Source organism: Micromonospora sp. AMSO12t (assembly GCF_008806585.1).
In the GTDB taxonomy this organism is placed as follows: domain Bacteria; phylum Actinomycetota; class Actinomycetes; order Mycobacteriales; family Micromonosporaceae; genus Micromonospora; species Micromonospora reichwaldensis.
Genome location: NZ_WAAS01000059.1, coordinates 17,717 through 31,112, shown reverse-complemented (window position 1 = coordinate 31,112; position 13,396 = coordinate 17,717). Strand labels below are relative to the sequence as shown.

The 13,396-nt window shown below is 73.8% G+C and carries 14 protein-coding genes; 6 read left to right on the top strand and 8 right to left on the bottom strand.

Annotation, left to right across the window (positions count from 1 at the left end):
* Window positions 1–273 precede the first annotated feature (273 nt).
* The 3 genes from F6X68_RS12125 to F6X68_RS12115 all read right to left on the bottom strand — a co-directional run bounded on the left by F6X68_RS12125 (window position 274) and on the right by F6X68_RS12115 (window position 4,151).
* Window positions 274–2,130 carry an acyl-CoA dehydrogenase gene (locus F6X68_RS12125; RefSeq protein WP_151454364.1) on the bottom strand — a complete coding sequence of 619 codons (1,857 nt, stop codon included), beginning with the start codon at window positions 2,128–2,130 and terminating at the stop codon, window positions 274–276.
* A gap of 151 nt (window positions 2,131–2,281) precedes the next feature.
* Window positions 2,282–3,409, bottom strand: coding sequence for a PP2C family protein-serine/threonine phosphatase (locus F6X68_RS12120; protein ID WP_151454363.1), 1,128 nt, complete (start codon window positions 3,407–3,409; stop codon window positions 2,282–2,284).
* A 100-nt stretch (window positions 3,410–3,509) separates the two neighbouring features.
* Window positions 3,510–4,151 carry a septal ring lytic transglycosylase RlpA family protein gene (locus F6X68_RS12115; RefSeq protein WP_192581377.1) on the bottom strand — a complete coding sequence of 214 codons (642 nt, stop codon included), beginning with the start codon at window positions 4,149–4,151 and terminating at the stop codon, window positions 3,510–3,512.
* A 230-nt stretch (window positions 4,152–4,381) separates the two neighbouring features.
* On the opposite strand from F6X68_RS12115, the gene F6X68_RS12110 reads away from it, so the two are divergent.
* Window positions 4,382–4,933 carry a phosphoribosyltransferase family protein gene (locus F6X68_RS12110; protein WP_151454362.1) on the top strand — a complete coding sequence of 184 codons (552 nt, stop codon included), beginning with the start codon at window positions 4,382–4,384 and terminating at the stop codon, window positions 4,931–4,933.
* 33 nt (window positions 4,934–4,966) lie between these two features.
* Window positions 4,967–6,175, top strand: coding sequence for a questin oxidase family protein (locus tag F6X68_RS12105; protein WP_151454361.1), 1,209 nt, complete (start codon window positions 4,967–4,969; stop codon window positions 6,173–6,175).
* Here the strand turns inward: F6X68_RS12105 and F6X68_RS12100 are convergent.
* On the bottom strand, window positions 6,163–6,699 hold the full coding sequence (locus F6X68_RS12100) for an alpha/beta hydrolase (RefSeq protein ID WP_151454360.1): 537 nt from the start codon (window positions 6,697–6,699) through the stop codon (window positions 6,163–6,165). The two genes, F6X68_RS12105 and F6X68_RS12100, sit on opposite strands and share 13 nt — an antisense overlap.
* A gap of 104 nt (window positions 6,700–6,803) precedes the next feature.
* On the opposite strand from F6X68_RS12100, the gene F6X68_RS12095 reads away from it, so the two are divergent.
* Window positions 6,804–7,235 (top strand): ASCH domain-containing protein, encoded by a 432-nt coding sequence (locus F6X68_RS12095; protein ID WP_151454359.1) that lies wholly within the window; start codon window positions 6,804–6,806, stop codon window positions 7,233–7,235.
* Between the two features lie 57 nt (window positions 7,236–7,292).
* Here F6X68_RS12095 and F6X68_RS12090 read toward each other — a convergent pair whose 3' ends face one another.
* Entirely contained in the window at window positions 7,293–8,174 is an 882-nt protein-coding gene (locus F6X68_RS12090) for an LLM class flavin-dependent oxidoreductase (protein ID WP_151454358.1), read from the bottom strand.
* A 106-nt stretch (window positions 8,175–8,280) separates the two neighbouring features.
* Here F6X68_RS12090 and F6X68_RS12085 point away from each other — a divergent pair, with 106 nt between their 5' ends.
* Window positions 8,281–8,601 (top strand): PadR family transcriptional regulator, encoded by a 321-nt coding sequence (locus F6X68_RS12085; protein ID WP_132235558.1) that lies wholly within the window; start codon window positions 8,281–8,283, stop codon window positions 8,599–8,601.
* A 72-nt stretch (window positions 8,602–8,673) separates the two neighbouring features.
* Window positions 8,674–9,771, top strand: coding sequence for a hypothetical protein (locus F6X68_RS12080; protein WP_151454357.1), 1,098 nt, complete (start codon window positions 8,674–8,676; stop codon window positions 9,769–9,771).
* Between the two features lie 173 nt (window positions 9,772–9,944).
* On the opposite strand, the gene F6X68_RS12075 is transcribed toward F6X68_RS12080, so the two are convergent.
* Window positions 9,945–10,724, bottom strand: a complete 780-nt coding sequence (locus F6X68_RS12075) for a DUF4253 domain-containing protein (protein WP_151454356.1) — start codon at window positions 10,722–10,724, stop codon at window positions 9,945–9,947.
* 205 nt (window positions 10,725–10,929) lie between these two features.
* Between F6X68_RS12075 and F6X68_RS12070 the strand changes: the two genes are divergently transcribed.
* The gene (locus tag F6X68_RS12070; RefSeq protein ID WP_225852160.1) at window positions 10,930–11,445 is read left to right on the top strand and encodes a nucleotidyltransferase domain-containing protein; all 516 of its coding nucleotides are present in this window, start codon (window positions 10,930–10,932) and stop codon (window positions 11,443–11,445) included.
* Between the two features lie 166 nt (window positions 11,446–11,611).
* Here F6X68_RS12070 and F6X68_RS12065 read toward each other — a convergent pair whose 3' ends face one another.
* Both F6X68_RS12065 and F6X68_RS12060 read right to left on the bottom strand, forming a co-directional pair.
* Window positions 11,612–12,322 carry a cyclopropane-fatty-acyl-phospholipid synthase family protein gene (locus F6X68_RS12065; RefSeq protein ID WP_192581376.1) on the bottom strand — a complete coding sequence of 237 codons (711 nt, stop codon included), beginning with the start codon at window positions 12,320–12,322 and terminating at the stop codon, window positions 11,612–11,614.
* Between the two features lie 480 nt (window positions 12,323–12,802).
* Window positions 12,803–13,099, bottom strand: coding sequence for a hypothetical protein (locus F6X68_RS12060; protein WP_151454354.1), 297 nt, complete (start codon window positions 13,097–13,099; stop codon window positions 12,803–12,805).
* Window positions 13,100–13,396 lie beyond the last annotated feature (297 nt).

Sequence of the window (13,396 nt, the reverse complement as noted above, 5' to 3'; positions counted from 1 at the left end):
CGGAGGGGCGAAGGCAGCGGGAGCACGCTCGCGCGAGGGGGCGCTGGCAGCGCGGAGCGCGCTGGCGCGAGGGGCGGAGGCGGCGGGAGCACGCTCTTTCGGGGGTGACTCGCGTGCCTCCGACGACACCTTCGGCGACGCCCGGGGCGGTTTCGGGGCCGGCCGGCGGGTGGACGACGACGGCCGGCGAGCTGTTGCCCGCCGGCCGTCGTGCCGGTCATCTCCGGGTCGTTCCCGACCCCGCCGCCGCGCCGTGGGGCGCTACGGCGTACCTCAGAAGGCTTCCTCCGGGAGGTCCATGACGTCCAGGTCGGTGCTCTCGACGATCCGCCGGTCGGCGCCGATGCGGGGCAGCACCTCGCGGGCGAAGAACCGGGCGGCGGCCACCTTGCCGGTGTAGAACGCCTTGTTGGCGGCGGAGACCTCGCCGGCCAGGGCCTTCAGGGCCACGTCGGCCTGCTTCTGAAGCAGCCAACCGACGACCAGGTCGCCGATCGCCAGCAGGAAGCGGCGGCTGCTCAGGCCGACCTTGTAGAGCGCCCGGGTGTCGCCGCCCTGTGCCTCGCCCAGCCAGCCGGTCATGACGCCCAGCATGTTCTGGATCTCGGCGAGCGCCTTGCCCAGCGCCAGCCGCTCCTCCTTGAGCTGACCGTTGCCGGCCTCGGTGGCGATGAACTCCTGGATCTCGCCGGCGACCGCCATCAGGGCCTTGCCGTTGTCCCGGACGATCTTCCGGAAGATGAGGTCGAGGCTCTGGATCGCCGTCGTGCCCTCGTAGAGGGTGTCGATCTTCGCATCCCGGACGTACTGCTCCAGGGGGTAGTCCTGGAGGAAGCCGGAGCCACCGAAGGTCTGCAGCGACTCGTGCCCGAGCAGCTCGTACGCCCGCTCCGAGCCGACGCCCTTAACCAGCGGGAGGAGCAGGTCGTTGACCCGCTTGGCGAGCTTGGTCGCCTTCTCGTCGCCCGCCGCCTCGGCGATGGCGACCTTGTCCTGCCAGGTGGCGGTGTAGCAGACCAGGGCGCGCAGGCCCTCGGCGTACGCCTTCTGCAGCAGCAGCGAGCGGCGGACGTCCGGGTGGTGGGTGATCGTGACGCGCGGCGCGGTCTTGTCCGCCATCTGGGTCAGGTCGGCGCCCTGCACCCGGCTCTTGGCGTACTCGAGGGCGTTCAGGTAGCCGGTCGAGAGGGTGGCGATGGCCTTGGTGCCGACCATCATCCGGGCGTTCTCGATGATCATGAACATCTGCCGGATGCCCTCGTGCTTCTCGCCCAGCAGCCAGCCCTTGGCCGGTACGCCGTGCTCGCCGAAGGTCACCTCGCAGGTGTTGGAGACCTTCAGGCCCATCTTGTGCTCGACGTTGGTGGCGAAGACGCCGTTGCGCTCGCCCAGCTCACCGGTGTTCTCGTCGAAGTGGTACTTCGGCACCACGAAGAGGGAGAGGCCCTTGGTGCCCGGGCCACCGACGCCCTCGACGCCGACCGGGCGGGCCAGCACGTAGTGGATGATGTTGTCGCTCAGGTCGTGCTCGGCGGACGTGATGAAGCGCTTCACGCCCTCGATGTGCCAGGAGCCGTCGGGCTGCTGGATGGCGCGGGCCCGGCCGGCGCCCACGTCCGAGCCGGCGTCCGGCTCGGTGAGCACCATCGTGGAGCCCCACTGCTTGTCGGCGAAGAGCTTCGCCCACCGCTTCTGCTGCTCGGTGCCCTCGACGTGCAGCACGTGCGCGAAGGACGGGCCGGAGGAGTACATCCACACGGCCGCGTTGGCGCCGAGGATCAGCTCGGCGAGGGACCACACGAGCGCCCGGGGCGCGTTGCTGCCGTCCAGCTCCGTCGGGAGCTCCAGCCGCCAGAACTCGGAGTTCATGAACGCCCGGTACGACTTCTTGAACGACTCCGGCAGCGGCGCGGTGTGCGTGGCCGGGTCGAAGACCGGCGGTTTGCGGTCGCTGTCCGTGTAGCTGGCGGCCAGATCCTCACGGGCGAGGCGGTCGACCTCGGCGAGGATGTCGCGTGCGGTGTCGACGTCCAGGTCCGTGTACGGCTCCTGGCTGAACGCCTGGTCCGCCCCGAAGACCTCGAAGAGGTTGAACTCGAGGTCCCGAAGGTTGCTCTTGTAGTGGGTCATGCTCGCTGGCCCCGCTTCCGGACAGGTGTTACCGATCAGTAACTCCAGACTGTATTACCGATGGGTAGGCAGCGACAAGCCGATCACCGAAGTGACGGCGATTACACACTTGTCGTTCGGGTTGCGAAGGCAGGCGCCGAGCGGCCCCGGCTCAGCTCTCGGCCGCGCCGACTTCCCAGCTGGGGACGGCCACCGTGGCGGCGCCGCGCGAGCCCGTGTACTCCATCAGGACCAGGGCGATGTCGTCGTCGAGCCGGCCGTGCACCCACTCGACCAGGGCGGTCTCCAGCGAGGCGAGCCCGTCGCCGACGGTGCCGTGGCCGAGCAGCCGCCAGGCCCGGTCGGCGGTCGGGAAGAACTCCCCGTCCCGGCGGGCCTCGCCGAGGCCGTCGGTGAAGAGCAGCAGCCGGTCGCCGGGCTCCAGCCGCTCGACCCGGGGGCGTACCACCGGCATGAAGCCCAGCGGCGGGGCCGGGGCCGGCGGTTCGAGCGGGATGACGGCGCCCCGGCGCAGCAGCAGCGGCGGCGGGTGGCCGCAGTTGACGATGGTGAGCGTCCCGCCCCGCTCCTCGACCAGCGCGGCGGTGACGAAGTCCTCGTCACCCACGCTCCGGGCCACCGCCCGGTCCAGGTCGGTCACGACGGCCCGCAGGTCCGCCCGCTCGTACGCCACGTGCCGGTACGAACCCAGCACGATGCTGGCGAGCCGCACCGCGTCGAGGCCCTTGCCCCGCACGTCGCCGATGATCATCCGCACCCCGTACGGCGTGTCGACCGCCTCGTACAGGTCGCCGCCGATCTCGGCGGTGGCGGTGGACGAGATGTACCTGGCGGCCACCGAGAGCGTGCCGACCTGCGGCCCGAGCGGGCGCAGCACTGCCTGCTGGGCGACCGAGGCCAGCCGGGACAGCTCGGCGATGCGTTCGGCCTGCCGCTGCCGTACGGCCGCCGTGGCCACCGCGATGGCGGTGCCCAGCGCGATGCCCGCGACGGCGACCGTGGTGGGCAGCGCCGCGGTCGCCTCCCAGAGCGCGAAGCCGGTGCCCAGGGCCGTGGCGGCCAGGCCCACGCCGAGCACGATCCGCCACGACGCCAGCGCGGCGGTCAGGAACGGCGCGGCCACCATGAGCGCGATGTAGTTCGCCGGACGGCCGTCGGCCAGTTCCACGGCCGAGACGATCGCGAGCAGGACGAAGGCCGCGCCGAGGCCGGCGCGGGATCCGGGGCTCAGTGGGCCGGGGCCCGACTGGAAGGGTCGCGTGCGTACGAGGGACAGCATGCCTGATGGACGTGAGCGGGTGAATGAACCTGGCCCGTCGTCCGAGGATGTTCTGCCCACCCGGATCGTGTCGCCGGACCGATCGCCACCCGGCCGGCGCTCAGCCGAGCACCTCGTAGCGGACCTCCACGTGGCCGGCGTCGAGCGAGGCGATCTGGGCGAACGCGGCCCGGGACAGGTCGAGGCAACGCCCCTCGATGAACGGGCCACGGTCGTTGACGCGTACCGTCACGGACTTGCCGTTCGCCGGGTTGGTGACCCGGACCTTCGTGTTGAACGGCAGGGTCTTGTGGGCGGCGGTCAGCGCGGACGGATCGAAGTTCTCGCCGTTGGCGGTGAGCTGCCCCTCGGAGTAGAACGACGCGCCGCACGAGCCGCTGTCGACGACCGGGCGGGCGGTGCTGCTCTTCTTCGTCGCGGTGGGCTTCGGCGCCGCGGTGCGTGGCTTGCTCCGGGAGGGGGCCTGGGCGGACCGGCTGGCCTTGGGGGCGGCGGTCGCGCTCGGCGACGCGCTGGCGCTCGGCGAGGCGGCCGGCGGGGTGGCCGGGGAGCTGGGGGCCGCGCTGGTCGGCAGGCCGGTGGGCGCGAGGTCGACCGCGGTCGGCCGGGCGGGCTCCGCGTCCGAGGTCAGCTGGACGGCGCCGACGGTGCCGCCGACGGCGAGGGCGACCCCGACCGCTGCGGTGGCCGCGATGCCGGCCGGCGAGGAGAACATGCGGGTACGGGAGTGCCTGCCAGCCACCGGCCCGGTCCTTTCGTCATCTGAACAAACCGGATCGGACCGTAACGAGAGAAGCACATCCGAAGTCAACGTGATCATGGTGGTATGACCGCAATTGCAGTGATACGTGTAGCCGATCATCCGATCCGACGTGGGCCGGGCGGCCCGGGTGCGGGACGGACCGCCGGCCCGGTCCCCGTCGGGGTCACCCACTCGACGGCCAGTCAGACCGCGTGGCGCAGGATGGGTCCATGCCCTCCGAGCTGAGCGGACGCCTCGCCGCGCTGGTCAGGTGGATCGATCCCGGCCCCGGCGCCACGCACCTGGTCAGCGACGTCTCCGGCTGGTGGCGGGACCCGGAGGTCCTCGCCCGGCTGGGACCGGCCCTCGTGGAGCCGTTCCGGGCCGCCCGGCCGACGGTGGTCGTCTCGCCGGCGGTCACCGGATACCTGCTCGGTCCGCTCGCCGCGACGGCGCTCGGCGTCGGCTTCGTGCCGGCCCACAAGCCGGGCGACGGTCGGCTGCCCGCCGGGGCGCTCACCTGGGCGCAGAGCCCGCCGGACTTCCGGGGCCGACGGGTCGACCTGGCCGTGCGGGACCACGGCCTGCAAGGGGGTGACCGGGTGCTGGTGGTGGACGACTGGGTGGCCACCGGGGCACAGGTCCGCGCGCTCTACGAGATCTGCGCCGCGCGGGGCGCGGAACCGGTCGGCACCGCCACGGTCGTGCTGGACTGCCCTCCGGCGATCGCCGCCGAGCTGCGCGTACGGGGGCTCGTGGACGGGGCGGATCTCACGGCTTGACCTGAACCCCGGTTGAGGTCGGAGGATCGCCGCATGGGTGAGGAGATCCTGGACGAGGCGTACCGACGGCTGCACCGCACCGGCCCCGAGTACAAGGGCTGGCTCTCGAACCACGGGCCGATGGCCGTGGAGGCGCTGGTCCGGCACGGCCACGACGGGGTGGTGCACCGCTGGCTGGACGCGTACCTGGGGCGGTTGGACGAGCTGCCGCGCGGCCTGCGGCCGATCGAGGACTGGCGCGAGGCGCTCGGCGACCCGAAGCGGGCCGGGGACTGGCTGGCCCACTTCGACCGGGAGCTGCGGGAACGGCCCTGGCGGGAGGTGCTCGGCACCTGGTGGCCCCGGCTGCTGCCGGGCATCGCCGCCGGTGCCACCCACGGCGTCATCCGGGTCGGTCACGCCGTCCGCGCCCTGGGGGCACCCGCCCGGCCGCCCGGCAGCGCCCCGCGCGAGGCGGCGGAGAGCCCGGAGCGGCTCGCCGAGCTGGGCCAGGCCCTCGCCTACTGGGCCGCCCGGTGGCAGCCGGTCCCCGGCGCCGACCGACCCAGCGGTGCGGGAACGGTCGACGCGGATCACGCCACGTTGGCCGGGGAAGGCGCTGTCCCCGGCGACGGCCACGCCCGGCCGGACGCATGGCACCCGTCGACCGCGGGCGACCCGGCCGGACGAGACCTGCCGACCCCGGGCACCCCGGTCGCCGGCGATGTCGCGCCGCACGTCGCCGCCGCGCTGGCCGGGCTGCCCCGCATCGCCGACCGGACCGGGGGCATCCGGGAACGACTGGGCCGGCTGCCAGCCGTACCGCGGTGGCCGGCCGCGGTGGCGGCGCTGCGGTCGGCGGGGACACCGGCCGGGGCCGAGCGGGACCTGGTCGCGCTGGTGCACGCCGCCAGCCTCGACTACCTGCGCTTCGGGCACGCCGAGCCCGTGATGCTGGTGCACGCGGTGACCGCCCCGACGGCGGTGCTGCGTACGCTGCCGGCTCTCGATCCGGCGCTGTGGGCGGCGAGCGTCGCCGCGGCCTGGTCCGCGACGGCGGCCGTGACCTCGGTGTACGCCCCGGAGCGCCCGGCCGCGCCATCGACGTTGGCTGCCGGCGCCCCGGCGGAGGTCTTCGCCCGGGCCGCCCGGCACGGCGACGCGCACGTGGTGAAGCTGGCCGACGCGGTGCTGGACGCGCACGCGGCGAGCGGCGACGAGCGGGTGCTCGCCGCCGCCGGCTATGCCGGTCACCTGATCTGAACGAAGTCCTCGACCGACGTGCAGACCCGGCCGAGCGCCTCCGCCGAGCGCGCCAGCGGGCCCGGCACCATCAGCGCGTGGTCGGCCTGCTCGATCTCCACCACGTGCGGGGTGAGCCGGCGGGCGAGCGGGCCGTCCCAGGACGGGTCCGCCGTGCCGCCCACCAGCAGGAACGGCGCGGTGGCGCGGCGCAGGCCGTCGACCACGGCGGGCACGTGCAGCAGCGGGGTGAGCCAGACGGCCGGCAGCCCGCGGTCGGCCGCGAGCGGCGTGGCCATCGAGCCGAGCGACTTGCCGACCAGCAGGTGCGTCGGCTCGGCGAGGGTCGGGGCGACCTGCCCGACCACCCATTCGATGGCCGGCCCCGGCCCGTCGCGGTCGGGGGCGAACTGCTCCGGCACCTCCCACGAGAGGGCGTGCAGGGCGTAGCCGACGCGGCGCAGCGCCTCGCCGGCGTAGACGAAGAGGGGGAACCGGGTGTCGTAGCCCCGGCCGGGGATGAGCACCGCGCGCCTGTCCGCCATGCCGCCTCCCGATCGTCGCCCCACCCACCGTAGCGCCCGCCGCACCGACGGTGGGGGCGGAAATGCCACGACGGTTGATCGACGGCGACGGTACGGTCGACAGGATGTGGCCTCGGATCGGTGGACTGCGCGCCCTCGCCCTCGGCACTCCCGGTGAGCTGCGTACGCGGCTCAACGCCCTGGTGCTCGCCGGGGTGAAGACGGCGACCGCCGGGCTGACCACCGAGTACGCCGAGGAGGGCGAGGAGCTGGAGCACGCCGGCGAGCGGCTGGCCCTCGTCGACGACGAGGACGCGCTGGTCGGCGTCGTGGAGGTCACCGGCGTCGAGGTGGTCCGCTTCGCGGACGTGCCGTGGGACTTCGCCCGCTCCGAAGGGGAGGGGGATCGGTCCATCGAGGAGTGGCGCGCCGGTCACGCCGCCTACTGGGCGCGCGTGGGCACCCCCGTCACCGACGACAGCAAGGTGGTCTGCATCCGGTTCCGGTTGGTCTCCGGCGGCGACGGCGGCATCACCACCGGAGACCTCGGCACCTGAGGTCGCCGGCTCGACGCGTCCGCCGGCCGGGCTGACGTCTCCGGCGAGGGCGCCCGGTCAGGCGCGACGCAGCTCGGGCAGCAGGCGGGTGGCGACGTCCGCCAGGACGGCCTCGTCGCCGGCATACCAGCTGCTGGCCCGGGGCCAGTGGGTGACCACGTCGGTGAAGCCGAGGGCGGCGGCCCGGCCGACCTGGTCGGCGAAGAACTCGGCGCTGCGCAGCGAGAAGACCGGCGCGGAGTCGAGCGAGAGGTAGCGGTCCAGGGTGCCCGGGTCCCGACCCGCCGCGGCGAGCGTCGCGTCCATCCGGGCGGCGGCCTCGGCCACCCCGTCCCACCAGCGCTCCAGGTCGTCCTCGTCGGGCCCGGTGGTGACCCAGCCCTGGCCGAACCGCGCCACCAGCCGCATCGACCGGGGCCCGTTGGCGGCCATCACGAACGGCACCCGGGGCGTCTGTACGCAGCCCGGGTTGTTCCGCGCGTCCACGGCGGTGAACCACTCCCCGCGCCAGGTCGTGCCGTCCTCGCGCAGGATGAGGTCGAGCAGCTCGGCGAACTCGGCGAGCCGGTCCACCCGTTGGCGCGGCGGCAGCGTCTCCCCGCCCAGGACGGCCGAGTCGAAGCCGATGCCGCCCGCGCCGAGGCCGAGCAGCAGCCGCCCGCCGGAGACGTCGTCGAGCGCGGTGACCTGCCGGGCGAACGCGGCCGGGTGACGGAAGTTCGGCGAGGCGACCAGCGTGCCGAGCCGGATCCGGGAGGTCACCGTCGCGGCGGCGGTCAGCGTGGTCACGGAGTCGAACCACGGGCCGTCGACCAGGTCCCGCCAGCCCAGGTGGTCGTACGTCCAGGCGTGGTCGAAGCCCCACTCATCCGCCTGCGACCAGCGGCGACGCGAGTCGGACCAACGCTGGTCGGGAAGGATCACGATGCCAATCCGCATGATCGCCAGCCTAGGCCTCGTGGCGGAGGGCGGGCCAGGCCGTCGCGGTCGGGGCGGGCCTTGACCATATATCGATGATCTGAGTATGGTGTCGCCCGTGACCGCGATGCGAGAGCCGACCTTCCTGATCCTCACCGCGCTCGCCGGTGGCCCCCGGCACGGCTACGGCATCATCCGCGAGGTCACCGCCCTGTCCGCGCAGCGCGTCACCCTGCTGCCCGGCACCCTCTACGCCGCGCTCGACCGGCTGCACGCCCAGGGGCTCGTCGCGCCCGACCGCGAGGAGACCGTCGACGGCCGGCTCCGCCGCTACTACCGCCTCACCCCCGACGGGATCCGCGCCCTGGACGTCGAGACCGCCCGGCTGCGCCAGCTCGCCACCGCCGCCGAGAGCCGGCTGCGGGCGCTCCGCCCCGGCACCGCCTGACCGCCCCGCACCCGCACCTCGTCTGCCGCACCCGCACCGGCCCGTCGGTGCGTACCGATCGGAAGGACAGTCATGCCGACGACCGGCGACCCGCTCGCCCGCCGCTACCGGCGGCTGCTGTTCTGCCACCCCCGCGCCTACCGGCAGGCCCGGGCCGACGAGATGGTCGGGGTACTGCTGGACGCGGCGCCGCCGGACCGCACCCGGCCGACGCCGCGCGAGGCCGCCAACCTGATCCGGCACGGCCTGCGTTGCCGGCTGGGACGACCGGCCAGCCGCACGGTCGGCGTCTGGGCCACCCTCACCGCCGTCATCTGCGGCCTGTTCACCGCCGCCCTCGCCACCCGGGCCGCCTGGGAGACCTCTCCGCCGCAGCCCGACCGGGCCGAGACCGCCGCCCTCTTCGCCGCCGTGCTGCCCGGTCACGACCTCGGCGACGTCGACCTGGCGCCGGCCTTCTTCACCTTCTACAGCCAGCCGCTCACCGTCCGGGCGCTGGACAACCTGCTGCTCGGGGACGGCGGCGAATACCAGCAGAGCGCCGTCGTGGCCGGCACGGCCGGCACACCCCCGATGCCCGCCGACGAGACGCTCGCCCTGGCGCAGCGGCGCCTGCGCGAGACCGGCTGGCAGGTGTACGAGCCGGAGGTCCGCAGCAACCCGGGCTGTGTCGACAAGACGTGCGTCCAGGTCGTCACGATCACCGACACCACCCTGCTCGCCCGGCGCGGCGACACGGTCCTCCAACTCCAGGTGGCCGCCCCGCCCTCGCCCGACGGCAGCAACCTGTCGCTGGCGCTGAGCCGGACGGCCCCGCCGGCCGTGCTGCCGGCCGGCGTCGCCGGTGGCCTGCTGGGAGCGGCCCTCGGCTGGCTGGTCTTCGGCTGGGCCAGCCGGCGCACCGAGGCGGGAAATCCCGCCCGGGGAGCGGTCAGCGTCCTGTTCGCGATCACCCTGTTCCTCTGGTGGACGCCCGTACTGCTGACCGTCCCGAGCCTGCTCCAGCATCACCGCGCCGAGCCGCACCCGACGTGGCACCCGCTGTGGGAGTGGCTGGGTCAGCCAGCGGGCTCGCTGCTGTTCGTGGTGGGCGCGGCGAGCGCGCTGCTGGGGCTGGCGCTGGCCGCCGTACCCCGGCGCAGCCCGCAGCCGACGGCCGCCGTCGGCTGACCGCCGGGACATCGGGCGGCGGGGCGACGTCGGACGTGGTGGCGTCGGACGGCGGCCGTGTCCGACATCGGACCTGATGGCGTCATATCCGACGTCGGACGTGGTGGCGTCGGACGGCGGCCGTGTCCGACGAAACGCTCTCCGGCGCCAGTCCTACCGGCTCCGATCCGTCGTCAGTCCCACCAGAACGACCAGGAGTGCAGGCCGAGGAGCTGCTCGGCGTAGGCGGTCAGGGATCCGGCGCCCTGCCAGACGTTGTCCGGGCAGAAGGCGAAGTGCTCGGCCGCAACCGCCAGGGCGTGCCCGGTCGACGTCGGTGGCGCGGCGACGCTGAGGTTCAGGGTGGCGAACCCGACGCCGACAACCCGTACGCCGAACCGGTCCTCCCAACTCCGCAGCACCGCCGAGATCTCCCCGGCGTCGCCGGTGTGGTTCGCCGGGCCGTACCAGCCCACCACGGCGAGCGTGTCCGCGCTGCGGGCGGCCGGCACGAGCCCGAGACGCGTCCGCCCGTCCACGAGGAACTCCGCGCACTCGTCGGCGAGCACGTCGGGCGCCTCCGCCAGGTCGCCGGGCGGGGCGAGGCCGGGCCAGTCCTGGCCGAACGGGGCCGTGACGTCCGACGTGCCGTCCTCGCCGGTCGTCGCACAGTCGGCCCACCACCGGGCCAGCACCTTCGCCACGTCGTGCTGCTCCGGCGACGACATGTCGGCCGGAGACACCTCGCCGTCGGCCCACGGGCGGCCCTCGTCGCTCGACAACCCGCTCAGCAGCAGCGGCCACAGCCCGGACTCCGGATGCCGCGACCGCATCCGCGCCCACAGTCCCGGATCGGCCGGGGCGTCGCTCAGCCAGTACGGCGGCGGTCCACCGTCCTCCGGCTCGACGGTGCGGCCGGGCGGCAGCGTCGCGGGCGGTAGCGAACTCAGCAACCGGGAGAGGTCCGAAATCACGGCGAGAGCGTAGGCGGCCCGTACGACCAATCCTGGCCCGCCCGCGACGCCCCGGGCCTACGGGGCCTCGGACCGCTCGTCGTGCCGCGGCGCCGCGCCTGGACGCCGTCGATGCTCGGTGTGAACGCGGCGATCTCGCCGCCGTCCGGCCCGGGCGGTGGATTTCGGTGGCTGAGTCCTGCCCGCAGGGGCTAGAACGGTGGTCGTGACCGCCGACATGGACGCCGACGAGGTCCACGCCGTCCTGGCCGCTCTCACCGCCGCCGGGTGCCGGGCCTGGATCGGCGGCGGCTGGGGCGTCGACGCGCTCGTCGGACACCAGACCCGCGCGCACCGCGATCTGGACCTGGCCATCGCCGCGGAGCAGGAGGCCGCGGCGTTGAACGCCCTCGGCCGGCTCGGCTACGTCGTCGAGACCGACTGGCGGCCGGTCCGCGTCGAGGTCGTCGCCGACGGGCGGGGGCGGGTCGACCTGCATCCGCTGGCGTTCGACGAGGCCGGCGACGGCCACCAGGCCGGCCTCGACGGCGGCACCTTCCGCTGGCCGAAGGGCTGCTTCACCACCGGCACCATCGCCGGTCGCCGGGTCGACTGCATCTCGGTCACCCAGCAGCTGCTGTTCCACAGCGGCTACGAACCGCGCGACGTGGACCGCGCCGACCTTGCCTGGCTGCACCGCCTCGCCACGCGCCCGGCGCCCGGCGACGAGCGAAGGCCCTGAGCCGGCGGCCGCTCCGGACCTGGGCTTCGCCGGAACCGTCCATCGGCGGCTCTACCTGCCCGGGCCCCGTCGTCGGGCTGGCCGGTACGACTTCAGCCCGGACGCCGCCCCACGCCCGGGGAACATCCACGCTGCGCAGCGGTCCGGCGGGCCGGCGGTCAGGCGGTCAGGCCGGTGTCAGGATCAGCCAGCCGAAGCCGACGACGTCGCGGTAGCCGGTGAGGTACTCGACGCGCCGCTCGTCGGCGAACGCGCGCGCCTCCGGCGTGCCGAGGCGCTCGATGCCCGCACGCCAGTCGGACTCGAAGTCGTCCCACTCGGCGAGGGTGGACACGGCGACGTGCAACGGTCGGAACCCGGCGTCCACGGCGAGCTGGGCCAGGCCAGCCAGGTCGGGCATGTCGCCGAAGATCTCACGGACCTGCGCGCCGGGGCTGGCCTGGTAGAAGCCGTCAGCGAACAGCAGCCTGCCGCCGGGCAGCGTGAGCCGGTGCAGCGCGGCGAGGGCTCGCGCGGCGTCGCCCCAGATCTGGCCGGCCCCGACATTGACGACGAGGTGGGCGGGCCGGTCCCAGGTGGCCGCGTCCGCGCCGTGGAAGGTGACCCGCTCGGCGGCTCCCCGTTCCGTCGCGCGCAGCCGGGCCCGTTCACAGTCGATGGCGTGGCGTTCCACGCCGTCGCCGGCGATGCCGTGGGCCTCGCACAGCCGCAGGAGCAGCTCGCCGTTGCCGCAGCCCAGGTCCAGGGCCCGCCAGCCCGGCCCGGTGGGGGTCAGTCGCCGGACCAGGTCCGCCACCCGCTCCTCGCCGAGCGGCGAGTTGAAGGTCAGGTTGGCCGCGGCGGCGGCCAGGTAGGTACTGCGATCCTGGCTGTTCACCGGCACACCGTACGACAGCGGGCCCGTGCCCGAGGGCATCGAGAACGTTGGTCGAGGGCTCCCGTCCTGGTCAAGGCCTCAGCGTGGAACGATCATGTCCGTGGAGAGTCTGGGAGTCCTCGGCGCGGTGCTCTGCGGCGCGCTGAGTTGCCTCCTCGTCTGCCTGATGCTCTGTGCCGTCGCTGCGGCTTGGGCAGCTTGGCCCACACGCCGGAAGTAGCCACTGCCGGCTCGGTCGCCGCAGACGTTCAAGCGGCTCTGATACCGCAGCGGCCGACCTGGGGCTGGGACTCCTGTTTCTCGGCGGCGCGCTGCTCCGGTTCAGTCGCACCCGGCGGGTTTCCCCTCTTCGCCCGGCGGTGAGCGGTGACCGCGCCGTCCGCGTGAAGGAGCCGCACCACCGGCCGTGGAGCGCGAAACGCCTGTGTCCGGTGGCCGCTTGGTTGCGTTTCGTGCCCACCTGACCGGCCAACCCTCTGGTTACTGGCCCGTGGATGGCCCGTCGGAATCAGCCTGGCGCTCGGCTTGCCAGTTGGCGTGTCCCTTCAGCAGGTAACCGGTCCAGTAGATCGCGAACAGGATCAGGAAGCACGTGAAGAACACCCCCGAGACGATGCTCGCAATGACGAGTGCTTCCCTTCCGTCAGATAGTCCGTGTACGGCAAATCCGGCGAGACCCAGGAAGAAGAAGATGACCATGTAGATGGGCAGCGCCGGGCTGTCAGCCGGGTGAGGAACGCGAGGCAACCATGGGGCGTGAGAGTCTTTGTCGATCACGCTGTGAGTATCGAGGACCCCGGCGGTAGGAGCTAGCGGGTCTCCTCGCCGAGCCGTCGTGGACCGTCCGATGTCGACCGGAGGTCGCCGGCCGGCTGAGAATGCGCGGGGCTGATGGCACGCGGCGAGATCATTGGCCTTGGAACGCCGAAGGCCGGTGTGGGTGACTCGGGGGACCGAGGGCAGCCGGCGTAGCCGGTGCGGCAGCGGATCACCAGAAGCTCGACGGCGGCCAACCACCCTGGCGGTCGTCACAGCCTGGTCCCGGTCGCCGGTCTCTAGCCGGTGCGGGCGCGG